This is a genomic window from Kitasatospora sp. NPDC088742 (assembly GCF_055584905.1).
Window position 1 is genome coordinate 56,970 of record NZ_JBVJLD010000006.1, and the last position, 20,398, is coordinate 77,367.

Annotated in this window: 21 protein-coding genes; 8 read left to right on the forward strand and 13 right to left on the reverse strand. The window is 74.0% G+C overall.

Translation table 11 applies throughout. The annotated features are described in order from the left end of the window. Positions 1–561, forward strand: a 561-nt coding sequence (locus tag ACZ6ZR_RS08000; RefSeq protein ID WP_465640533.1) for an RraA family protein, incomplete at its 5' end; no start/stop codon positions are given. Positions 562–568: 7 nt separating this feature from the next. On the opposite strand, the gene ACZ6ZR_RS08005 is transcribed toward ACZ6ZR_RS08000, so the two are convergent. After that, on the reverse strand, positions 569–943 hold the full coding sequence (locus ACZ6ZR_RS08005; RefSeq protein WP_465640535.1) for an ATP-binding protein: 375 nt from the start codon (positions 941–943) through the stop codon (positions 569–571). A gap of 112 nt (positions 944–1,055) precedes the next feature. After that, positions 1,056–1,961: a SigB/SigF/SigG family RNA polymerase sigma factor gene (locus ACZ6ZR_RS08010; protein ID WP_465640537.1), complete on the reverse strand. Its 906-nt coding sequence runs from the start codon at positions 1,959–1,961 to the stop codon at positions 1,056–1,058. 241 nt (positions 1,962–2,202) lie between these two features. On the opposite strand from ACZ6ZR_RS08010, the gene ACZ6ZR_RS08015 reads away from it, so the two are divergent. After that, complete coding sequence (locus tag ACZ6ZR_RS08015; RefSeq protein WP_465640539.1) at positions 2,203–2,493, forward strand: WhiB family transcriptional regulator; 291 nt, start codon at positions 2,203–2,205, stop codon at positions 2,491–2,493. 90 nt (positions 2,494–2,583) lie between these two features. Further along, positions 2,584–3,717, forward strand: coding sequence for a mechanosensitive ion channel family protein (locus tag ACZ6ZR_RS08020; protein ID WP_465640541.1), 1,134 nt, complete (start codon positions 2,584–2,586; stop codon positions 3,715–3,717). Here the strand turns inward: ACZ6ZR_RS08020 and ACZ6ZR_RS08025 are convergent. Together ACZ6ZR_RS08025 and ACZ6ZR_RS08030 are read right to left on the reverse strand one after the other, a co-directional pair. After that, the gene (locus ACZ6ZR_RS08025) at positions 3,687–4,124 is read right to left on the reverse strand and encodes a protein-tyrosine phosphatase family protein (RefSeq protein ID WP_465640543.1); all 438 of its coding nucleotides are present in this window, start codon (positions 4,122–4,124) and stop codon (positions 3,687–3,689) included. The two genes, ACZ6ZR_RS08020 and ACZ6ZR_RS08025, sit on opposite strands and share 31 nt — an antisense overlap. After that, positions 4,121–4,873, reverse strand: coding sequence for a 2-phosphosulfolactate phosphatase (locus ACZ6ZR_RS08030; protein ID WP_465640545.1), 753 nt, complete (start codon positions 4,871–4,873; stop codon positions 4,121–4,123). The genes ACZ6ZR_RS08025 and ACZ6ZR_RS08030 overlap by 4 nt, the downstream gene beginning before the upstream one ends. Before the next feature lie 79 nt (positions 4,874–4,952). Here ACZ6ZR_RS08030 and ACZ6ZR_RS08035 point away from each other — a divergent pair, with 79 nt between their 5' ends. After that, complete coding sequence (locus ACZ6ZR_RS08035) at positions 4,953–5,684, forward strand: TSUP family transporter (RefSeq protein ID WP_465640547.1); 732 nt, start codon at positions 4,953–4,955, stop codon at positions 5,682–5,684. Between the two features lie 54 nt (positions 5,685–5,738). Here the strand turns inward: ACZ6ZR_RS08035 and ACZ6ZR_RS08040 are convergent, their stop codons facing one another. Further along, entirely contained in the window at positions 5,739–6,794 is a 1,056-nt protein-coding gene (locus ACZ6ZR_RS08040) for a LacI family DNA-binding transcriptional regulator (protein ID WP_465640549.1), read from the reverse strand. A gap of 181 nt (positions 6,795–6,975) precedes the next feature. Here ACZ6ZR_RS08040 and ACZ6ZR_RS08045 point away from each other — a divergent pair, with 181 nt between their 5' ends. Together ACZ6ZR_RS08045 and ACZ6ZR_RS08050 are read left to right on the forward strand one after the other, a co-directional pair. Then, complete coding sequence (locus ACZ6ZR_RS08045; RefSeq protein ID WP_465640551.1) at positions 6,976–8,544, forward strand: DNA-3-methyladenine glycosylase 2 family protein; 1,569 nt, start codon at positions 6,976–6,978, stop codon at positions 8,542–8,544. Next, the gene (locus ACZ6ZR_RS08050; protein ID WP_465640553.1) at positions 8,541–9,047 is read left to right on the forward strand and encodes a methylated-DNA--[protein]-cysteine S-methyltransferase; all 507 of its coding nucleotides are present in this window, start codon (positions 8,541–8,543) and stop codon (positions 9,045–9,047) included. The genes ACZ6ZR_RS08045 and ACZ6ZR_RS08050 overlap by 4 nt, the downstream gene beginning before the upstream one ends. 44 nt (positions 9,048–9,091) lie before the next feature. On the opposite strand, the gene ACZ6ZR_RS08055 is transcribed toward ACZ6ZR_RS08050, so the two are convergent. Then, a complete protein-coding gene (locus ACZ6ZR_RS08055) occupies positions 9,092–9,601 on the reverse strand; it encodes a MarR family winged helix-turn-helix transcriptional regulator (RefSeq protein WP_465640555.1) in 510 nt (169 codons plus the stop codon). 103 nt (positions 9,602–9,704) lie between these two features. Between ACZ6ZR_RS08055 and ACZ6ZR_RS08060 the strand changes: the two genes are divergently transcribed. Beyond that, on the forward strand, positions 9,705–11,288 hold the full coding sequence (locus ACZ6ZR_RS08060; protein ID WP_465640557.1) for an MFS transporter: 1,584 nt from the start codon (positions 9,705–9,707) through the stop codon (positions 11,286–11,288). A 39-nt stretch (positions 11,289–11,327) separates the two neighbouring features. Here the strand turns inward: ACZ6ZR_RS08060 and ACZ6ZR_RS08065 are convergent, their stop codons facing one another. The 3 genes from ACZ6ZR_RS08065 to ACZ6ZR_RS08075 all read right to left on the reverse strand — a co-directional run bounded on the left by ACZ6ZR_RS08065 (position 11,328) and on the right by ACZ6ZR_RS08075 (position 13,352). Beyond that, complete coding sequence (locus ACZ6ZR_RS08065) at positions 11,328–11,993, reverse strand: DUF305 domain-containing protein (protein WP_465640765.1); 666 nt, start codon at positions 11,991–11,993, stop codon at positions 11,328–11,330. Between the two features lie 47 nt (positions 11,994–12,040). Next, entirely contained in the window at positions 12,041–12,733 is a 693-nt protein-coding gene (locus tag ACZ6ZR_RS08070) for a DUF3105 domain-containing protein (protein WP_465640559.1), read from the reverse strand. Positions 12,734–12,851: 118 nt separating this feature from the next. Continuing rightward, positions 12,852–13,352 (reverse strand): hypothetical protein, encoded by a 501-nt coding sequence (locus ACZ6ZR_RS08075; RefSeq protein ID WP_465640561.1) that lies wholly within the window; start codon positions 13,350–13,352, stop codon positions 12,852–12,854. Positions 13,353–13,616: 264 nt separating this feature from the next. Between ACZ6ZR_RS08075 and ACZ6ZR_RS08080 the strand changes: the two genes are divergently transcribed. Then, positions 13,617–15,038: a protein phosphatase 2C domain-containing protein gene (locus ACZ6ZR_RS08080; RefSeq protein ID WP_465640563.1), complete on the forward strand. Its 1,422-nt coding sequence runs from the start codon at positions 13,617–13,619 to the stop codon at positions 15,036–15,038. A 31-nt stretch (positions 15,039–15,069) separates the two neighbouring features. Here ACZ6ZR_RS08080 and ACZ6ZR_RS08085 read toward each other — a convergent pair whose 3' ends face one another. From ACZ6ZR_RS08085 to ACZ6ZR_RS08100, 4 genes are all read right to left on the reverse strand, one after another. Further along, positions 15,070–15,816 carry an SDR family oxidoreductase gene (locus ACZ6ZR_RS08085; protein WP_465640565.1) on the reverse strand — a complete coding sequence of 249 codons (747 nt, stop codon included), beginning with the start codon at positions 15,814–15,816 and terminating at the stop codon, positions 15,070–15,072. Between the two features lie 92 nt (positions 15,817–15,908). After that, the gene (locus tag ACZ6ZR_RS08090; protein WP_465640567.1) at positions 15,909–16,514 is read right to left on the reverse strand and encodes a TetR family transcriptional regulator C-terminal domain-containing protein; all 606 of its coding nucleotides are present in this window, start codon (positions 16,512–16,514) and stop codon (positions 15,909–15,911) included. Between the two features lie 184 nt (positions 16,515–16,698). Next, entirely contained in the window at positions 16,699–18,336 is a 1,638-nt protein-coding gene (locus ACZ6ZR_RS08095; protein WP_465640569.1) for an FG-GAP-like repeat-containing protein, read from the reverse strand. A gap of 161 nt (positions 18,337–18,497) precedes the next feature. Continuing rightward, positions 18,498–20,366, reverse strand: a complete 1,869-nt coding sequence (locus ACZ6ZR_RS08100) for a trypsin-like serine protease (RefSeq protein ID WP_465640571.1) — start codon at positions 20,364–20,366, stop codon at positions 18,498–18,500. Positions 20,367–20,398 lie beyond the last annotated feature (32 nt).

The following is a 20,398-nucleotide window of genomic DNA, read 5'->3' on the forward strand; positions in this document are numbered from 1 at the left end:
CTGCCGGTGCGGCACCACGGCAGCGTGGACGTCTTCCTGGAGGCCTTCGGCACGGCCGGCGCGGGTGAGGTGCTGGTGATCGACAACGGCGGCCGGACGGACGAGGCCTGCGTCGGTGACCTCGCGGTGCTGGAGGCCGCCGCCGCCGGGATCGCGGGCGTGGTGATCTGGGGCCTGCACCGGGACACCCCGCAGCTGGAGGAGATCGGCCTGCCGGTGTTCAGCTACGGCAGCAACCCGCTCGGCCCGCTCCGGGCTGACCCGCGCGCACCCGAGACGCTCGTCTCGGCCCGCTTCGGCCCCCATCTGGTCACGGCGGAGGACCTGGTGGTCGCCGACCGGGACGGCGTGCTCTTCCTTCCCGCCTCCCGGGCACGGGAGTTGGCCGAGACCGCCACCGCGATCCACACCACCGAACGGACCCAGGCCGACCGCATCCGGGCCGGTGAGACCCTGCGTCGGCAGACCTCCTTCGAGGACTACCTGGCCCGCCGCGCCACCGACCCGGCCTACACCTTCCGCGAGCACCTGCGCCGGGTCGGCGGTGCGATCGAGGTCTGAGGCGCCGTCACCCGGGGTGGTGCGGGACGTCGGCCCAGACGGTCTTGCCGGGCGGGGTGGGGTGGAAGCCCCAGGCGCGGCTGAGGTGGTGGACCACCAACAGGCCGTAGCCGCCGGGACGTTGGGCCGGGGTGCGCGGGCTGGTGTCGGTGACCTCGACCCGGACGGCGGCCGGGCCGTGCTCCGGCGGGCCGAGGTCGGTCAGCACCAGGCTGCGCGGGCCGCCGCCGTGCTGGACGGCGTTGGCCACCAACTCGCCCGCCACCAGGGCGACATCGCCGCGGCCCGGCCGGCCGACCAGCCAGTCGGCCAGCGTCACCAGGACCACCTGACGGGCGGCCGTGACCGGGGCCGGCAGCCCGGCCAGGTCCAGCCGGCGCACCCGCGCCGACGGCGGGGGGCGGGTCCGTGACGCCTTCGCCGCCACCGGCCACCTCCGATCTCTCGTTCCCGTGCTCTCCCGTGCCCGTCCTGTCGCCCCTGTGCACGGCGGGTCAGGACCGGTCCGCGTCCATGGCGGTGCGCAGCTCACCGAGCACCCGGGCGAGCAGCCGGGAGACGTGCATCTGCGAGACGCCGAGCCGCTCGCCTATCTGGGACTGGGTCAGCTCCTCGCCGAAGCGCATCGCCAGCAGCCGGCGGTCCCGCTCCGGCAGTGCGGAGATGGTCGGCTTCAAGGTCTGGACGGCGTCGACCTGTTCGAAGTGCGGGTCCTCCGCGCCGAGCAGGGCCTCCAGGGCAGGGCCCTCCCCGTCGTCGACGGAGTCCAGCCGGGCCTCCAGCGAGTTGGCCGTCCGGGCCTCGGCCGCGCCGATGCCCTCCACCACCTCCTCCTCGGAGAGGCCGAGGTGCTCGGCGAGTTCGGGCACGGTCGGGCTTCGGTCCAGCTGCTGCTCCAGCTCGTCACTGCCCCGCACCACGGCCAGCCGGGCCTCCTGGAGCCGCCTCGGGACGTGCACCGCCCAGGTGCTGTCCCGGAAGAAGCGCTTGACCTCGCCCACGATGGTCGGCACGGCGAAGGTGGTGAACTCCAGCCCCCGCTCGGGCTCGAAGCGGTCGATCGCCTTGATCAGGCCGACCGTCCCGGCCTGCACGATGTCCTCCAGCGGCTCCCGGCTGCCGGAGAAGCGCCGCACCGCGAACCGCACCAGCGAGACGTTCAGCTCGATCAGGGTGGCCCGCACGTAGGAGTACTCCGGCGTGCCCTCCTCGAGTTCGTGCAGCCGGGCGAAGAGCGCGCGGGACAGCTGGCGGGCGTCCGGTGCGGCCACTTCGCGGGGTCGGTCGAGCTCGGGCCCCTCTTGCAGATCGGGCAGGCCGGCCAGGGCGGTCCGGCGCAGCCCCGAGGGGGTGGGCGGGACGGGGCCGGTGTCCGCCAGGGCGGTCGTGATGGTCGCCATGTCGTTCCTCTCCTCGGGCTTCCGCGATGGGAACGCGGTTACCCGCGGTGCCGCGCGCCATGTCCGTACACACGCGATCGTCACAGGGTCGGCACGGCGCGTCCGGATCGCGGTGGCAGGTCTTCACGGACAAGTGGCTTGTGCCACAAGGACGGTTGGTATGCAGAGGGTGGGTTTCGCCCCGCGCAACGGGGTGAGACGAATCCCGGGCCGTACCAACGGAACGAGCGAAGGAGCACCCATGACCGTCGTCTCGCGCCTGCCCGGCGCCGTCGAACACCAGTGGAGCTGGCAGCTGCGCGCTGCCTGCCGCACCGTCAGCACCGACATGTTCTACACGCCGCTCGGCGAACGCGGGCCCGAGCGGGAGGCCCGGGAGGCGAGCGCCAAGGAGGTCTGCGCCCGCTGCCCCGTGCGCGAGGCCTGCCTGCGCCACGCGCTGCTCGCGCACGAGACGTACGGGGTCTGGGGCGGGCTGACCGAGGACGAGCGGGCGCGGATGCTCCGCGCCACGCGACGCCGCGCGGCCTGACGGCCGCTCACCACCTGCCCCTTCCCGTGCGGACGAGTCCCGTGCGGACGAGAGAGCCCGCGTACAGGAGAGAGAACGAGGAGCTCAGGCGTGCAGATCTGGACCGTCCTGCGCCCGGCGGTGGCGGTGGCCGCCGTCCTGGTACTGCTGCTGGTGCTGGACCGGGTGGTGCGCCGCGCCCTGCGGCGGCTCACCGCCGCCCACCCGGAGGCCGTCGCCTGGCCGGTGCTGCGGCGCTGCCGGACGCCGTTCCTGGCGGCGGCCGGGTCGGCGCTGCTGCTGGCCGGAGTGCCGGTGGCCGGGGTGGGGGTGGTGCGGCACGCGCTGCTGCTCGCCCTGCTGGTGAGCTGTGGGTGGCTGGCCGCCCGGATGGTGGCGCTGATGCTGGTCACCGGGCTGAGCCGGTACGCGGCCGGGCGGCGGGATCCCGCCCGGGTGCGGCGGGTGCGGACGCAGGCGAGCCTGCTCGGCCGGGTCTGCGGGGCGGCCATCGCGGTGCTCACGCTGGCCGGCGTCCTGATGACCTTCCCGGCCGTCCGCACGGTCGGCACCAGCCTGCTGGCCTCGGCCGGACTGGTCGGGCTGGTGCTCGGGGTGGCGGCCCAGAGCACCCTCGGCAACCTCTTCGCCGGGCTCCAACTCGCCTTCAGCGACATGGTCGGCATCGACGACGTGGTGGTGGTCGACGGGGAGTGGGGGACCGTGGAGGAGATCACCCTCACCTACGTCGCCATCGCCACCTGGGACCAGCGACGGATCGTCATGCCGGTCTCGCACTTCGTCGGCCAGCCCTTCGAGAACTGGTCCCGCCGCGGCCCCGGCATCACCGGCACCGCCGTGCTCCACCTCGACCACAGCACCCCCGTCGGCGAGCTGCGCGCCGAGTTCGAACGCCGGATCGCCGAGCACCCGCTCTGGGACGGCGTCGGCCGTGCCCTCCAGGTGGTCGACACCACGCCGAGCACCATCGTGGTCCGGGCCCTGATGACGGCCCGCAACGCCGATGACGCCTTCGAACTCCGTTGCTGGGCACGGGAGGAGCTGATCCGTCACCTCCGGCACCACCACCCCACCGCCCTCCCTCGGCTCGCCTTCGCCGCGGCCCCGGCGGCTGAGGAGGAACCGGCAGCTCCCGAGGCCCCGTCAGGCCAGGCGGCTCAGGTGGCTCAGGTGGCTCGCGGGGCTCGCGAGGCTCAGGAGGAGCCGGTGAACCGGGCGACGTAGCGGCGTTGCCACGGGGTCTCCACCGCGTGCGGGGAGTAGTGCGCGCGGACGTAGTCGACGGCCTGGTCCGCGGGGACCCCGTCCAGGACGGCGAGGCAGGCGAGGGCGGTGCCGGTGCGGCCGCGGCCGCCCGCGCAGGCGAATTCCACCCGCTCGGCGGCGCAGCGCCGCCAGGCCTCCCGGAGCGCCTCGGTGGTGGCGGCCGGGTCGGCCGGGAGGCGGAAGTCCGGCCACCGGAGCCAGCGGAACTCCCAGGCCACGGGCGGGGGTTGACGGCCCAGCAGGTAGAGTGCGAACTCCGGCTCCGGGCCCGGCGGCAGGGGACGGCTCAGGCCGCGGCCGCGCACCAGCCGTCCGGACGGGAGGCGGAGCACGCCGGCCGCCGCGTGGTCCCAGGTGGTGGTCATCGGGCGGCCCCGAAGGCACCGTCCGTCAGGAGCGGGACGGTGGTGGAGGCGTCGCGCTCGACGGCCACCGCGACGTCCTGCGGCCAGCCCCCGTCGGCCAGTTCGCGGCCGGAGGCGCAGGCCCGGACGGTGGCGGCGAGGTCGGTCGCGGCTGCGAGCGCTGCGAGGGCGGCCTCCGGGGAGCGGGTGGCGCTCCGGGGCAGGGCGGCGATCACCGCACCGGCGCCGAGCAGGTCCTCGACGGCGGGACGGAGCGAACCGTCCGGCCAGCGTTCACCGGCGGCGACCACGGCGAGGGGTCGCTCGGGCGTGCCGTAGCCCTGCGCGTGCAGGTACCGGGCGACGGCGGTGGCGTTGCGCAGGCAGGCCGCGTACACCGGCAGGCCCTCGGCGGCCGCGGCGATGGCGGAGCCGTTCGGCGAGGGCAGCACCAGGCGCGGGGTGAACGGCGCCTCGCGCAGCGCCGCGGGGGAGAGCGACCAGGGATCCCGCTGCGTGGCCTCCCGCCGTCCGACCGCCAGGTCCGCCCCGTGCCGGGCCGCGAACTCCCGGGCGGTGCCGTCCCGCCACGGGTACGGGTACACCCGCGTCCCGCGCTCCACCGCCACGCTCACGGCCGTGGTGAACGACAGCACGTCCACCACGACCAGCGCCGCCGCCCCGGCCCCCACGAGCCGCGCCGCGCCGACCGGCCCCCACTCGAACCGCACCCCGTACCCGGCCTGGGCGCTCCACGTCTCTCCGTCCATGACGGCGCATCATCCCACCGACCGGGCGCGGCCGGAAACCTCTTGATCGCGCCGGGGCAGGCGGAGCAGAGTGCCGGGCATGACGACTGGGTGGGTGGCGGAACTGTGGCTGGGCGGAGTGGTACTGCTCGGCTCGACGGTCCAGCGGATGGCCGGGATGGGTCTCGCGCTGGTCGCGGTGCCGGTGCTCGCCCTGCTGATCGGCCCGGGGGACGGGGTGGCCCTGGCCAACTGCGCCTCCGGCGTGGTCAGTCTGCTCGGCCTGGCGGGGAGTTGGCGGGAGGTCAGGCCGCGGGCGATGGTGCCGCTGGTCCTGGCGGCCGGCTGCACCGTCCCCGCCGGCGTGTGGGTGGCCGGCCGCCTGCCGGAGCCGGTCCTGCTGCTCGCCATCGGTTCGGTGGTGACCCTCGCCGTGGCGCTGGTCCTGGGCGGCGCCCGGGCCGCCACCCTGCGCGGCACCGGCGGTGCGGTGGCCGCCGGGGCGGCCAGCGGCTTCATGAACTCCGCGGCCGGCGTGGGCGGTCCGGCCCTCTCCCTCTACGCCGTCAACGCCGGCTGGACCGTCCGCGAGTTCCTCCCCAACGCCCTCTTCTACGGCTTCGTCGTCAACGTCTTCTCCGTCACCGCCAAGGGCCTCCCCCACCTCTCCCCCCTCGCCTGGTCCCTCACAGCCGCCGCCATCGCCGGCGGAGCCGCAGTCGGCGCCGCCCTCTCCGGCCGCGTCCCGGAACACTGGGCCCGCCGCACAGTCCTGACCATCGCCCTGGCGGGCGGGCTCAGCACGTTGGTGAAGGGCCTCTGGAGCTTGTGACACCCGGACACCCGGACACCTGGCAGGGACTCGTGGTGCGCCGCCGCCGGAGGGTCAGGCGGAGCCGCGGAGGATCAGGCGGGTGGGGGTGATGACGGAGGTGGGGGACGGTTGGGTGGGGGTGTTGAGGCGGCGGAGGAGGAGGCGGGCCATCAGGCGGCCCATTTCCTCGATGTCCTGGCGGATGGTGGTGAGTGGGGGTTCGGTCCAGGCGGCGATGGATTCGACGTCGTCGAAGCCGACCACGGCGACGTCGTCGGGGACGGTGCGGCCGTGGGTGCGGAGGATGTGGAGGGCACCGGAGGCCATCTGGTCGGAGGCGGCGAAGACGGCGTCGAGGTCGGGGCGGCGGTCGAGGAGTTCGGCCATCGCGCGGCGGCCGCCCTCGGGGGTGAAGTCGCCTTCGGCGATCAGGGCGGGGTCTCCGTCGGGGAGGAGGTCGCGGTAGCCGTCGAGGCGGTCCATGGAGGAGGTCTGGTCGAGCGGGCCGGTGATGGTGGCGATCCGGGTGCGGCCGAGGGAGCGCAGGTGCTGGACGGCGGTGCGGGCGCCGCCGCGGTTGTCGCTGTCGACGTAGACCAGTTCGCGGTCGGATTCGGCGCCGGGCCAGCCGGGGCGGCCGCCGATCACGGTGGGGAGGCCGACCCGGCGGGCCATCTCGGGCAGCGGGTCGCTCTGGTGGAGGGAGAAGAGCAGGGCGCCGTCCACGTGGCCGCCGGCCAGGTAGCGGCCGACCCGCTGGTAGTCCTGCTGGTCCTCTATGAAGAGGAGCACCATCTGGTTGTCGGCGGCGGAGAGTTCGCGGCTGATGCCGCGCAGGTGCTGGGCGAAGAAGGGGTCGGAGAAGAGCCGGCTCTCCGGTTCGGCGACGACCACGGCGATGGCCTGGTTGCGGCGGGTGACCAGGGTGCGGGCGGCCAGGTTGGGCACGTAGCCGAGCTCCTCGACGGCGCGCTGGACCTTCTCCCGCAGGGGCTCCCGCACGCCGGTGCCGCCGTTGATCACCCGGGAGGCGGTGGCGCGGGAGACGCCGGCGCGCTCCGCGACCGACTCCAGAGTGGGTCGGGAGAGCGGGGCGGCCGACTCGGCCTCGGGCTGCGGCTGGGCCACCTCGGTACTCCTCGGGAAGAGCTGTGGGCTGGGACGGGGGACGTGCCGGTACAGAGCTTACTCGTACCGGGCCAATTGTGAGAGCGCTCTCATTCGCCGTTCGCCGACCGGGCCGCCGGAGACGACGGCGGTGTCCGATTCCCGCCAGTCGAACCCTCCGGGGTGGCGCAGACTGGAGGACGTGACCGAGACTCTGACCGACGACACCCGCTACCGGGCGGTGGACAGCCGGGACGCCCGATTCGACGGGGTGTTCTTCACCGCCGTCAGCAGCACCGGCATCTACTGCCGCCCGAGCTGCCCCGCCGTCACGCCCAAGCGCGCCAACTGCACCTTCTACCCGACCGCCGCCGCCGCCCAGGGCGCCGGCTTCCGGGCCTGCCGCCGCTGCCGCCCGGACTCGGTGCCCGGCTCGCCGGAGTGGAACCACCGGGCCGACCTGGTCGGCCGGGCCGTGCGGCTGATCGGCGACGGCGTGGTGGACCGCGAGGGCGTCTCCGGCCTGGCCGAGCGACTCGGGTACAGCGCACGGCAGTTGCAGCGGCAGCTGAGCGCGGAGCTGGGCGCCGGCCCGATCGCGCTGGCCCGGGCGCAGCGCGCGCAGACCGCCCGGCTGCTGCTCCAGACCACCCGGCTGCCGGTCACCGAGATCGCGTTCGCGGCCGGCTTCTCCTCGGTCCGCCAGTTCAACGACACCGTGCGCGAGGTCTACGACCGCACCCCCAGCGGCCTGCGCACCGAGGCCAACGGCCACCGCCCCGGCGCCGCCACCGCCGGGCAGATCGGGCTCCGGCTCGCCTACCGGGGCGCGCTCGACAGCGATCACCTGCTGGACTTCCTCGCCCTGCGCGCCGTCCCCGGCGTGGAGGAGGTGGTGGCCGACGCCCCGTCAGGCGTGCGGACCTACCGGCGCACGCTCGCCCTCCCGTACGGCCACGCCGTCGCGGAGGTGGACGGTCTGGCCCCCGGCGAACGCCTGGACCGGGGCTGGCTGGACTGCCGCCTCCAGCTCACCGACCTGCGCGACCTCACCACCGCCGTGCACCGGCTGCGCGCGCTCTTCGACCTGGACGCCGACCCGGACGCGGTGGACGGCCAGCTCGGCGCCGACCCGGTGCTCGGCGAGCTGGTCCGCTCCCGCCCCGGGGTGCGCTCCCCGGGGCACGTGGACCCGCACGAGCTGGCCGTGCGCGCCGTGCTCGGCCAGCAGGTGACGGTGGCCGCCGCCCGGACGCTGGCCGGACGGCTGGCCGAGAAGTACGGGGCGCCGCTGGCCGAGCCGAACGGCGGGCTGCGGCTGCTCTTCCCGACCGCCGCCGCCCTCGCCGGGGCGGCCCCCGAGGACCTGGCCATGCCCGAGGCGCGCAAGCGCGCCCTGCGCGGGCTCTGCGCGGCGCTCGCGGACGGCACGGTACGGCTGGACGGCGGGGTGGACCGGGAGGCCGCCGCCGCCGAACTGCTCGCCCTGCCCGGCATCGGGCCCTGGACCGTCGGCTACCTGCGGATGCGGGCGCTGGCAGATCCGGACGTCTTCCTGCCCAGCGACATCGGCGTCAAGCACGGCCTGCTCCGGCTCGGGCACCCCGGCGACCCGAAGGCGGCGGCGGTGGCGGGCGCGGCCTGGGCGCCCTGGCGCTCGTACGCGGTGCACCGGCTGTGGGCCTCGCTCACGCCACCGGTGCGGGAGAATCCTCCGAAGGACAAGCGGGGGACGGTCATTGACGGTGCGTCAGGAAGTGGAGCGGCATGACGGCGACGGTGTACACCACGATGGAGAGCCCGCTCGGGCGACTGCTGCTCAGCGGGGTGCCGGACGGCTCCGGCGGGGTCGCGCTGCGCTCGGTCACCGCGCCCGGCCAGAAGGGCGCCCCCGAAGGCCCGGCCGACGGGTGGGTGGCCGATGACGCGGCCTTCACCGAGGTGGTGGCCCAGCTCGACGCGTACTTCGCGGGCGACCGCACCGACTTCTCGCTGGCACTCGACCCGGAGGGCAGCGACTTCCGCCGGGCGATCTGGGCCGCACTGGCCGAGATCCCCTACGGCGAGACGGTGACCTACGGCGAACTCGGCACGATGGCCGGCCAACCCCCGACCGCCGTCCGCGCGGTCGGCGGCGCGGTCGGCGCCAACCCCCTGCTGGTCATCCTCCCCTGCCACCGCGTCCTCGGCGCCAACGGCGCCATGACCGGCTTCGCGGCAGGAGTCGACCGCAAGCGCCAACTCCTGGCCCTGGAGCGCGGCGCGCTGTTCTGAGCGGCGAACCGTTCGGTCGGACGAACCGAACCGCCGTCGCACCGTCAGAGTGGGCGGTCCTCCGGGGAGGTGAGGGCTCGGGCGAGGAGTTCCAGGCCGGGGAGGGCGTTCATGACGGCTTGGCGGTCGGGTTCGCCGAGGCTGTGGAGGGCGTCGGCGAGGCGGCGTTCGTGGGCCTGTTGCCAGTCGCGGAGTTGGCGGCGGCCGGCGTCGGTGAGGGCGATGCGGGCGGTGCGGCGGTCGCCCGGGTCGGGTTGGCGGTCGACGAAGCCGGCGTCGAGGAGCTTGCCGACCAGGCCGCTCACGGTGTTCGGGGCGAGGCGCTGACGGGCCGCCAGTTCGCCGACCCGGAGGGGGGCGGCGGCCAGCGTCTGGAGGAGTTCGACCTGCGCCATCGGCAGGGACTCCCACGGGTAGTCGGTGCGGATGCTGCTGCGCAGCGCCCGCCGCAGCCGGGTGATCACGTCTGTCAGCCGCTGGGCCCGCTCCAGCGTGCCGTCGTCGTCCTGGGGGTCGGTGGGGGCGGACGGAACGGGGCTGGGCTGCGAAGACATGGGCGACAGCGTAGCGGGCGGTGCGCGAGGGCCCGGTCCCGTTCCGAGGAGTGGCCCGGTAGCTCTGTGGACCGATTGGATCGGCAGCAGATATATTTTGGGCATGACCACCGTGCGAGAGCTCACCGGACGCCTGCTGGTCGAGCGACCCCGGCCACGGCTGATCGCCACCCGGCCCTACGCGCATTGGCTGGCCGTCGGCGCGGTCTGCCTGGGCGCTTTCCTCGGGCAGCTCACCGCGAGCGTCACCGCACTGGTCTTCCCCGCCCTGGAGTCCGCCTTCGACGCGGGCTTCGCGGCCGTCGCCTGGGTGTCGCTGGCCTACCTGCTGGTTCTGGTGGCGCTGCTCGCCCCGGTCGGGCGGCTGTCCGACCTGATCGGGCGCAAGACGGTCTACCTGGGCGGCTTCGCGGTCTTCGCGCTCGCCTCGGCGGGAGCGGGGGCGGCCGGGAGCCTCGGCGCGCTGGTGGCCTGCCGGGCCGTGCAGGCGGTCGGCGGCGCGATGATGCAGGCCAACAGCGTCGCGCTGGTCGCCCGCGGCGTGCCCGAGCGGGCCATGCGGACGGCGCTCGGCGTGCAGGCCGCCGCCCAGGCGCTGGGGCTGGCGCTGGGCCCGACCCTCGGCGGCCTGCTGGTCCAACACGCCTCCTGGCGTTGGACGTTCTGGGTCAACGTGCCGATCGGGCTGGTCGGGCTGGTGGCGGGCTGGTTCCTGTTGCCGCGCACCCGCCCGGACGGCTGCGTCGGCCAACTCCCCGGCCCCGTAAGGAAGGTGGCGCGCACTCAACCGGCGGACGGTTGCGATGGCCGGCTCCCGGGAGTCGAGGGGGAGTCGGCTCACAAGGGCGGCCCGGTCCGCCGACTCCCGCGCTCCGAGGGGAAGTTCGACCTCGCCGGGCTGCTCCTGCTGGCAGGTGCCACCACCTCCGCCCTGCTCGGGCTCTCCGCCGCCTCCGGACTCCCGTTCCCCGCCTGGGCGGTGGCGGCGCTGCTGCTGCTCGCCACCGTGCTGGCGCTCGCACTGACCCGGCAGGAGCGGCGCGCCGACCGCCCGTTGATCCCGCCCGGCTTGGTCAACACCCCCGGCATCCGGACCGGCCTGCTGGTCGCGCTGGTGGGCTACCTGCTGCTGTTCTGCCCGTTGGTGCTCGGCCCGGTGGTGCTGGCCGGGGCAGGGGTGCCGGTCGCGGTCGCGGGGTTGGTGATCACCGCGCTGCCGGGGGCGTTCGCGGTGGCGGCCACCGTCGGCGGCGCGCTGCTGCCCGCCGCCTGGACGGACGGCGCGCGCTGCCGCTGCGGGGCGCTGCTGGCGGCGCTCGGCCTCGCCGGGGCCGCCGCCCTGCCCGTCTCCCCGGTGGCGATGGCCGTGCCGCTGGCGGTCGCCGGGTACGGGCTCGGGCTGCTGCTGCCGGCCAACAACGCGCTGGTGATGCGGGCCATACCGGCCGCCAGCTCGGCGGTCGGCGGCGGGCTGGTCAACATGGTGCGCAGCCTCGGTACGGCGCTCGGCACCGCCCTGCCGGTGCTCGGCGTCCACCTGGCCGGGCCGGCGGCCGGTGGCCGGGCGGTCTACGCGCTGCTCGTCCTGGTCGCCCTCGCGGCGGCCGTGGCGTCGGGGAACGCCGACGGGGCGCGGCGCGGACGGCGTACCGTCCGTGCCGCGCCCCGTCGGGCCGGGACACGCTGAGGCCGAAGCCAGGAGGCTAGTGCCGTGCCGGGCACGGCACTAGGAGAGCGGCTTGGCGCCGCGCGTGCCCAGCATCGAGGTCATCAGGTCGATCTCGGCGCTCTGCCCGTTGACGTTGGTCTGGGCGAGGCGCTTCTCCACCGGGTCGGTGCCGATGTCCAGGAAGCCCTGGGCCATCGCGACCCCGCCCTTGTGGTGCTCGATCATCAGCTGGAGGTAGAACACCTCGGCGTCCCGGCCGCTGAGCGAACGCAGCTTGTCCAGGTCGGTGTTGGTGGCCATGCCCGGCATCAGCGCACCGTCGTGGGCGGTGAACCGGTGGTCCATCTTCATCCACGCCATGGGGGCGGCACCGGAGTGCTGGGTCAGCCCCCACTGGTCCAGCCAGCCGGTCATCATGCCGCGCTGGTTGGCCTGGGTGTTGATGATGTCGAAGGCCAGGGTCCGGACGTCCGGGTCCTGGGTCCGGTCCCGGACGATGAACGACATGTCCACGGCCTGCTGGTGATGGGTCGACATGTCCCGCGCGAAGCCGGCCTCGGCCGACTCCTGGGCGGGGGCCGCCGCGGCCGTGCCGCCGGAGCTGCTGCTGACCAGCGCGGGCACGCCGAGGCCGAGGGCCACGGCGGCGGCCAGCGCTGCCGGCCACCAGACCCGGCGACGGCTGCTCCGCGACGGGGCGTCCGCCGTCTGACCCTCCGTCATCACCGGCTCGTCCCGGACGGTCGCGTTCTCGTTCTCGACGGTCACGGTCACATCACCGCCGCGCTGCAGGAGGCACCGGGCTCCTGGGTCTGCGGGCCGTTGACGTACTTGGTGAAGAAGGTGCCCACGCGCGGGTCGGCGGCGCTGTCCACCGTCAGCTGGGTGCCCCAGGCGGTCAGGGTGATGGTGCCCTTCTCGTCCGGGTACGGGCTGATGAAGGAGTACGGAGTGGCCTTCACCTTGGTGGAGAGCGTGGTGATGTCGTCGGCCGAGGCCTTCGAGCTGTAGGTCACCCAGACCGCGCCGTGCTCCAGGGCGTGCACGGCCTTCTCGTTCTCGACCGGCTTGTCGTAGACGGTGCCCATGCAGTTGAGCCACTGCGGGTTGTGGTCGCCGCCGACCGGCGGGGTCTGCGGGTAGGTCACGGTGGTGGTGACGTGGTTGCGCGAGAGCTTGTCGAAGGTCTGGACGCCGTCGATCGGGGCGTTGGCGGCCGCGCGCTCCTTGTCCTTCTTCGCCTTGGCGTCGAGCGCGATCCACGCGCCGCCGCCGATCATGCCGCCGATCAGCACGACGCCGAGGCTGATCGCGACGATCTTGTTGCGGCGGTCGCGGCGCTGTTCCTCGGCGCGCAGCTCGGCGATCCGGGCGCGGCGCTCGGCGGTGCTGCCCTTCACGGTGCCCTTGCCCTTGGCGGGCTGCTGGGGGGTGGTCGGCTGCTGCTTGGAAGCGGAACCCATGGAAGTGTGTCCTTGTCCCCGCCGGGCGGTGTCCGGCCGGCGGTATGCGGATTGGCAGGGGAAGCGGAGCCGCCCGGTCCGGCCGGTCGGCCGGGGTGGTTCGGGCGGTGGGTTCCGCTCAGCTCAGTTGGACCTGGAGGACGTGCAGGTCGGGCGCGAGGTCGAGATCGCCCACCGGCGTCGGCTGTGAGGGCTCGGGCAGTACCTGCGGCGGGACCAACTGGGCCGCGACCGCCGGTACGGGCTGCGGCGGCGCGTTCGGCAGCTGGGCCTCCGGCCCGCAGAACGTGTGCCCGGAGCATCCGCTGCCCGGGAACGGCCGCTCGCCGTCGACCGAGCACCAGACCAGCTCGACGGGGAGCTGGGCCGGGGAGGAACGGTGGTGCGCGGTGCCCTGCCCGGCGGCCTGGGTGTGGGCCTTTGCGTGGGCGCCCGGGAGCGCGGTCACCGTGGTCAGGGGCGCCGGAGCGGCGGCCGACCGGGCCACCGCGTGGGCCGGGCCAGAGCACGGCAGGGCCAGCAGCAGACCCGCCAGCAGGAACGCCCAGAGCGCGGCGACGGGGTAGTGGCCTGCGCGGGCCCTCCCCGGCTGCGGTCTGGTGGCACCCGGCGCGGTCATGCGCACATATTAATCAGCCGAACGGGTGAGGGTAGAGCCCCTTTAGGTCTCGGATCACCACCCCCCTCCCGCCCTCCTGCCGGGAATCCGCCCTGCTGGGCACCGCACCGGCCGCGCCGGAGGGGCCGTTCCGGCCGCTGAGCCCATGGAGTGACCGGTTGTCGCCGATTGCCGGACAGCGTCGTTCTCCGTTCGGAAGAATGACGTCGAGTCCGGGAGCAGGCCCCGCTCGGCAGTGGCCAGAGACGCACGAGGAGCAGCCGGATGAGCAACCAGGGCACACCGTTGCAGCGCGGCGACGGCTGGTGGCACGAGGTGTACACCGGTCCGGCGGCCACCCTGCCGGAGGCCCTGGCGGAGCCCGACGCGGCGGCCGAGGGCGCAACGGTGGACGAGTGGTTCGACTCCGCGGTCGGGATGATCGGGGCCCAGCGGACGGCGGAGGCGGAGCCCGAGGCGGTGCCTGCGGCCGCGCCCGAGGCCGAGGTGGTGGTGGATGCCGTCGAGCCTGCGGAACCGACCGTGGACGAGTGGTTCGACTCGGCGCTAGGGATGATCGGGGCCCAGCGGGTTCCGGACGCTCCGTCAGATCCACCGGTGGAGGTGGTGGCTGCCGAACCCGAAGCCGTCCCTGACGCAGTCCCCGAGGCGTCCGTCGAGCCGTCCGTCGCCGAGCCCGAGGCAGTCGTCGATGTCGCGCCCGAACCGGAGTCCGCACCCGAGCCCCTGACAGTTCCCCAGGCAGTGGAGCCCGAGGTGGTCGTACCGTCCGCCGAGCTGTCCGTCCCGCCGCTGACGCCGCCCGCCCGGCGGGCGTACGCGCAGCAGCCCGTGCCGCACGTGGGCGACCGCCCGCCGACGTACGGGCCGGAGCCGACCGCCGTCACTGCCCTGGAGCCGGACGAGTTGGCCCTGCTGACACCCGACACGGTGCTGGACGGTGCGCAGTACGGCGGGGCGACCGTCCGGGCCGTCTCGGTGCGGGGGGACTCGGCCCGGTACCGGGGCGAGGGGCGGCGGGACGCGCTGCTGCTGACCCGGTTCGGGGAGGGGGAGGACGGGCTGCTGCTGGCGGTGGTCGCCACCACGCCCGAGCCCTCGCTCCTGGCGGCGGAGGCCTGCCGGCAGTTGGCGGCGGCGGTCGGCCGGAGCCGGGCGGAGCTCGCCGAGGACCTGCGCGCGGGCGCGCGGGACCGGCTGCGCTACGGGCTCCAGCGCCTGGCTACCGGCGCGTTCGCCCCGCTGCGCGCCCCCGGGGTGCCCTCTGACGCCCCGCAGGACGCCGCCCTGCACTGCCTGATGATCTCGCTCGACCCGACCGCCACCCACCGGGCCGCCTTCGGCCTCGGCCCCGGCGGCCTCTACCTGCTGCGCTCCGGCCACTGGATCGACGCCTACGCCGCCCGACTGCTGCACCACCCGGACGGCCAGCCCCCGCTCCAGCCCGGCCCGAACCCCCGCTCGTTCCGCTTCCGGCTGGTCCCGGCCACCCCGGGCGACATCCTGCTGCTCAGCACCCCGGGCCTGGCCGACCCGCTCGCCGAGGAGCCCTCGGTGGCCCACTTCCTCGCCAACCACTGGGCCCACCCGCACCCGCCGGGCACGGTGGACTTCCTCCGCCAGATCCAGGTCCGCGCCAAGGGCTACGCCGCCGACCGCACCGCCGTCGCCCTCTGGACGGAGTGACGGCGCGTCAGAGGACGCGTCGGACGGCGGGTCAGCCGCGCTGCTTCACCAGCCAGTCCTCGAAGGTGGTCGGGGCGATCCGGGCGCCCGGCCCGGGCAGCAGGACGTTCCCGGCCATCGCGGTGGAGAACGGTCCGGACCAGGTCGGCACCAGCTTCACCGTCCGTCCCCGGGCCTGGTGTGTGCGGCGGGCCATGTCCACCAGGTCCTGGGTCTCCGGCCCGGCCACGTCGACATGGCGGCCCTGCGGCGTCCCGGCCGCGACCTCGGCGAGCACGTCCGCCACGTCGTCGGGGTCGATGGGCTGGACCAGCAGTGGCGCGAGGGTGGCGACGCCGTCCCGCTCCGTCCAGTCCGCGACCATCGCGGCGAAGTCGTGGAACTGGGTGAACGGCACCACCGTCCACGGCACCGGCCCCGCCGCGATCAGACGCTCCTGCTCGCGCTTGCCGGCGTAGTGGGCGTTGTCGGCACCGCCGTGGATGCCGACGATCGACAGCAGCACGTGGTGCCGCACCCCGGCGCGGGCCCCGGCGGCGAGTAACTGCCGGGTGGTGGTGCCGAAGTAGCCGACCGCCTCGTCCCGGTCGACGGAGGCCGCGTTACTGGCGTCGACCACCGCATCCACGCCGGCCAGGGCCGCGTCCAGCCCGTCACCGGTGATCAGATCCACCCCGAGCGAGCGGCTGATCCGGACGACCTGGTGGCCGTCCCGCTCCAGCGCGGCGGCGGTGCGGGCCCCGATGTTCCCGGTGGCCCCGGCGACGGCGATGCGCATCACGTACTCCCTCTCCTCACCCGGCGGACTGCCCTCGACGCTACCCGGCCCCGAAGCGGCGGACGGCGTCGCACCGCCGCCACCCGCAACTCTCAATCCGGCAGAAGCGCGCGCGACGCCGAGGCGAACCGTGCCTCCGCCACGCCCCGGTCGGCCCCCGGCAGCCCGATCGCCACCGGCACGGCCAGCCCGTCCAGCAGCGCCCTCAACTGCACCGCACGCTCGGCGGCTTCGTCACTGCCGACCCCGAACTCCCCGCCCGCCACGCCCTCTTCGAGCAGCGCGACCAACTCCGCCTGCCAGGGCGCCTCGATCTCCAACTGCCCCTGCCGGATCTCGGCACTCTCCGGCGAACGCCCCCAGACCTCCAGCCAGAGCACCCACCGCGGATCCCCCGCCCCCTCCGGCAGGTAGAGCCCGGCGTACGCGGCCAGCCGCTGCCGGACCGTCAGCTCACCGTCGGCCAGGGCGGCCCGACGGCGTTCGCCGAGCTGCTCCTCGCTCCAGCGGAGCGTCTCCAGCAGGAGCTGGTCCTTGCTGCCGAAGTAGTAGAGGAGATGACCCGCACTCATCTGCAGCTGCTTCCCGAGCCCGGCCATGGTCAGCTTCGCCAGCCCGTGCTCGGCGATCGCCGCCCGCGCGGTGGCGAACACCTCCTCGCGCGGCCGTGCCGGGCGCCGCGTGCGTGGCTCGGCCATCGGGGCTGTCCTCCCTGCTCGGGGTCGGTGTCGTGGTGGGTCCGGTCAGCCTCTCACGGCTGGGCGACCGCCGTTGATCCGACGGCGCTGCGGCAGCGTTGCGGCAGGCCCGAACGCGCCGCGGACCGGACCCGCCGTGGTGATCGGCAGGTCCGGTCCGCAGTATGGACATCCGGTGGTTCGGTCAGGCGCCGCTGGCGACCTTGCCGAGGTAGGCCCAGCCGTTGCCGGTGTCGCCGCCCTTCCAGACGTAGACCTCGACGCTGTTGTTGGTGGCGATGACGATCAGGTAGTCGGCGTGGCCGTCGCCGCTGAAGTCGACGAACTGGACCTGGTTCTGGTTGGTGGTGGCGCCGGTGGTGATCTGGCCGTAGTAGGTCCAGCCACCCGCACCGGCGGTGTCGCCGCCCTTGTTGAGGTAGACCTCGACCCGGCCGTCGGAGCGGATGACGTAGTAGTCGGCCCGGCTGTCGCCGTCGAGGTCGGCGAAGCGGACCTGGGTGCGGTCGGTGGTCAGGCCGGTGGTCACGCGGCCCAGCGGCTGCCAACCGGCGGCGCCGGTGGTGTCGCCACCGCGGTTGAGCCAGACGTGGACCTCGCCGTTGTCGGCGATGACGGTGTAGTCGGTGCGGCCGTCGCCGTCGAAGTCGGCGAGGCGGACCTTGTTCTGATCGGTGGTCGCCCCGGTGCTGACGCTGCCGAGGGGTTGCCAGCCGCCGCCTCCGGGCTGCTCGCCGCCCTTGTTGAGGTAGACGTCGACCTTGCCGTCGGGGGTGATGACCAGGTAGTCGGTCTTGCGGTCGCCGTCGAAGTCGGCGAAGCGCACCCGGGTGGGGTCGGTGGTGGCGCCGTAGGCAACCTTGCCCAGGCTCTGCCAGCCGTTGCCGCCGGCGGTGTCACCGCCGCGGTTCAGGTAGACGGACACCTCGCCGTTGTCCGCGACGGTGATGTAGTCCGGCTTGCCGTCGCCGTCGAAGTCGGCCCACCGTACGCGGCCGCTGCCGCCGGCCTCGTTCGCGGAGGCGTTGACCTGGGTGGTGACGCCGCTCACCCAGGTGCCGAGGTCGTCGACGCGGGTGCTGGAGGCGCCGGTGCGGGTTTCGGTGACGCCGAGGCAGCCGCCCTGCCAGGAGCGGCTGTTGACGGCGACGAGCTGGGGCTTGCCGCCCACGGTACGGAAGGCCGGGCCACCCGCGTCGCCCTTGCAGATCGCCGCAGTGGAGGACGCGGCGGGAGCGAGGTTGAGGGCGCCGGCGGTGCTGGCGCCGGTGGTGAAGTCGGCGGCGCGCATCTGGCCGGGAACCCACTCGGTCTTGGTGCGGCCGAAGCCGGTGACCTTGAGGGTCTCACCGGCGGCGGGAGCGGTGGTGGCGAGCGGGACGGGCGTGATGCCCTTGGCGGGAACCGCGAGGCGGGCCATGACCAGGTCCCGGCCGCCGTAGGGCACGAGCCGCGTCACGGTGGTGACGTGACCGCCGGAGGCGTTCAGGTCGGTGCGACCGATCGTGGCGGTGACGGTGCCCTTGGGCGCGCCGGTCTGCAGACTGGTGCCCTGAGCGGGGTCGACAACGAAGCAACTGGTGGCACTGAGAAGCCAGTTCGGGTCGACGAGGACGCCAGTGCAGCTGCGCCGGTCGGCTTCCTTGCCGGTGCCGCCGGCGTCGATGTCGAGCTTGGTGGTGAACGCGTAGGAGCCGTTGGTCGGGGGATCACCGGCAACGGCGTTGGCGGAGATGCCGGAGCCGGCTGCCAGGCCGCCCGCGGTGACGGCGGCCGTGAGCAGGCCGGCCTTCCACCGGGAGGTTCGGATTCTACGAGTCATGGGGTTCAGCTTTCGTTGAGCGTGCGAAGCCGCTGCCCGGCAAGGGCATTCGGCAGCGCGGGAGTTGTAGGCGAGCGGGCCCGCTGCACCCTGAACGTCGGAGTGCAGCGGGCCGCGTCACAGGCCCCGGGGCCTGTCGTGTTGCTCCTGCTGGTGGCAGGTCAGGCGAAGGTGTTGGTGTTCCAGATGGCGTTGCCGATGCCTTCGCCGCCCTCGGCCTTGTAGACGACGAGGTTGCCGTCGTCCTGGAGCTTCAGGTAGGCGCCGGGGGCCCAGAAGGTGCCGGTGTTCCAGACGCCGCCGTTGCCGTTGCCGCCGCCCGCCTGGTAGACGACGACGTTGCCGTCGTACTGCGTCGTCAGGTAGGCGCCGTTGTTACCACCGGTCTTCGACTCCCACAGCAGGCTGTGGTCGCTGACGCGGCGCAGGGTGAGGTTGCCGTCCCAGTTCACGGTCAGGTAGGTGCTCTTCGCGCGCAGGACGTTGCCGGGCTTGACCACGTTGCCGCCGCGCAGGGTGCCGGTGCTCCACACCGAGTCGACGACCGTCTCCGGACCGCCCTTCTTGAACATGAGCAGGCTGCCGTCGTCCTGGAGCTTCATGTACGCACCGGCGAAGCTGTAGGTGCCGCTGCTCCAGTAAGCGTTGGCGGCATTCTCGCCGTTGCGGTTGAAGACGATGGCGTTGCCGTCGGGCTGCACGCGCAGGTACAGGCTCTGGCCGCTGGAGCCGGAGGCCCAGTCGGCGTTGCTGCTGCCGCGGTCGTAGCGGACCAGGTTGCCGTCCTGCTGCATCTCCAGCACGCCCGTGGCGGACTCGATCCACTCACCCGTCCACAGCGCACCGCCACTGGCGACGGCCTGGCCCCGCTTGAAGGTGGCGGTGTTCCAGAGCGCGCCGCCGATGCCGTCACCGCCGCCGGCCTTGTAGATGACGACGTTGCCGTCGGCCTGGATGGACAGGTAAGCGCCGTTGTTGCCTGCGGTGTTGGAGTACCAGAGCACACCCTGGCCGGTGGCCGGGTCGCCGTCGGCCTTGTAGACGACGAAGTGGCCGTCGGTCTGCATGTACGCCCAAGCGCCGGGGTTGCCGGCGGTGTTGGTCGACCAGAGCACGCCGCCGTCGACCTGCTTGTGCGTCACGACCAGGTTGCCGTCCTGGCGCATCGTCAGCTTCAGGTCCGCACCCGTCATCGACTGACCCGACGCCAGCTTGGTCCCCGCAGCGATCGACAGGTTCTTGCGCTGGGTGCTCTGCACCCAGCTGCCGAGGTCATCGACACGGGTACTGGAGGCGCCGGTGCGGGTCTCGGTCACGCCGAGGCAACCACCCTGCCAGGACCGGCTGTTGACGGCGACCAGCTGAGGCTTGCCGCCCACGGTACGGAAGGCCGGGCCACCCGCGTCACCCTTGCAGATCGCCGCGGTGGAGGACGCGGTCGGAGCGAGGTTGAGGGTGGAGGCGGTGCTGGTGCCGGTGGTGAAGTCGCCGGTGCGCATCTGGCCGGGAACCCACTCGGTCTTGGTACGGCCGAAACCGGCGACCTTGAGCGTCTCACCGGCGGCGGGAGCGCTGCTGGCCAGGGCGATGGGCGTGATGCCCTTGGCGGGAACCGCGAGGCGGGCCATGACCAGGTCCCGGCCGCCGTACGGAACGAGCTCCGTCACGGTCGTGACGTGACCACCGGAGGCGCTCAGGTCGGTGCGCCCGACCGTGGCGGTGACGGCACCCTTGGGCGCGCCGGCCTGCAGACCAGCGGCCTGGGCGGGATCGGTGACGAAGCAACTGGCGGCAGAGAGCAGCCAACCGGCATCGACCAGGACACCGGAGCAGCTACGCCGGTCACCCTCCTTACCGGCACCGCCGGCATCGATGTCCAGCTTGGCGGTGAACGCGTAGGAGCCACTGGCCGGGACGTCACCGGACATGGCGTGCGCCGTGCTCCCGGAAGCGGCGGTCAGCAGACCTGCGGCGAGAGCCGCAGTGGTCAGAGCCGCTGCCCGGGTCGGGCGGGCGGTGGAGCGGAGCATACGGATGAACCTTCGCAATGTACAGAAGAGAT

Bases quoted from the DNA above. Each gene is read 5' to 3' on its own strand.
- ACZ6ZR_RS08075 (WP_465640561.1), bottom strand. From the start codon at position 13,352: ATGACCGCGCCGGGTGCCACCAGACCGCAGCCGGGGAGGGCCCGCGCA.
- ACZ6ZR_RS08025 (WP_465640543.1), bottom strand. From the start codon at position 4,124: ATGACCACCACCTGGGACCACGCGGCGGCCGGCGTGCTCCGCCTCCCG.
- ACZ6ZR_RS08035 (WP_465640547.1), top strand. From the start codon at position 4,953: ATGACGACTGGGTGGGTGGCGGAACTGTGGCTGGGCGGAGTGGTACTG.
- ACZ6ZR_RS08090 (WP_465640567.1), bottom strand. From the start codon at position 16,514: ATGGCCGAGCCACGCACGCGGCGCCCGGCACGGCCGCGCGAGGAGGTG.
- ACZ6ZR_RS08055 (WP_465640555.1), bottom strand. From the start codon at position 9,601: ATGTCTTCGCAGCCCAGCCCCGTTCCGTCCGCCCCCACCGACCCCCAG.
- ACZ6ZR_RS08060 (WP_465640557.1), top strand. From the start codon at position 9,705: ATGACCACCGTGCGAGAGCTCACCGGACGCCTGCTGGTCGAGCGACCC.
- ACZ6ZR_RS08030 (WP_465640545.1), bottom strand. From the start codon at position 4,873: ATGGACGGAGAGACGTGGAGCGCCCAGGCCGGGTACGGGGTGCGGTTC.
- ACZ6ZR_RS08070 (WP_465640559.1), bottom strand. From the start codon at position 12,733: ATGGGTTCCGCTTCCAAGCAGCAGCCGACCACCCCCCAGCAGCCCGCC.
- ACZ6ZR_RS08095 (WP_465640569.1), bottom strand. From the start codon at position 18,336: ATGACTCGTAGAATCCGAACCTCCCGGTGGAAGGCCGGCCTGCTCACG.
- ACZ6ZR_RS08015 (WP_465640539.1), top strand. From the start codon at position 2,203: ATGACCGTCGTCTCGCGCCTGCCCGGCGCCGTCGAACACCAGTGGAGC.
- ACZ6ZR_RS08080 (WP_465640563.1), top strand. From the start codon at position 13,617: ATGAGCAACCAGGGCACACCGTTGCAGCGCGGCGACGGCTGGTGGCAC.
- ACZ6ZR_RS08065 (WP_465640765.1), bottom strand. From the start codon at position 11,993: ATGACGGAGGGTCAGACGGCGGACGCCCCGTCGCGGAGCAGCCGTCGC.
- ACZ6ZR_RS08050 (WP_465640553.1), top strand. From the start codon at position 8,541: ATGACGGCGACGGTGTACACCACGATGGAGAGCCCGCTCGGGCGACTG.
- ACZ6ZR_RS08100 (WP_465640571.1), bottom strand. From the start codon at position 20,366: ATGCTCCGCTCCACCGCCCGCCCGACCCGGGCAGCGGCTCTGACCACT.
- ACZ6ZR_RS08085 (WP_465640565.1), bottom strand. From the start codon at position 15,816: ATGCGCATCGCCGTCGCCGGGGCCACCGGGAACATCGGGGCCCGCACC.
- ACZ6ZR_RS08010 (WP_465640537.1), bottom strand. From the start codon at position 1,961: ATGGCGACCATCACGACCGCCCTGGCGGACACCGGCCCCGTCCCGCCC.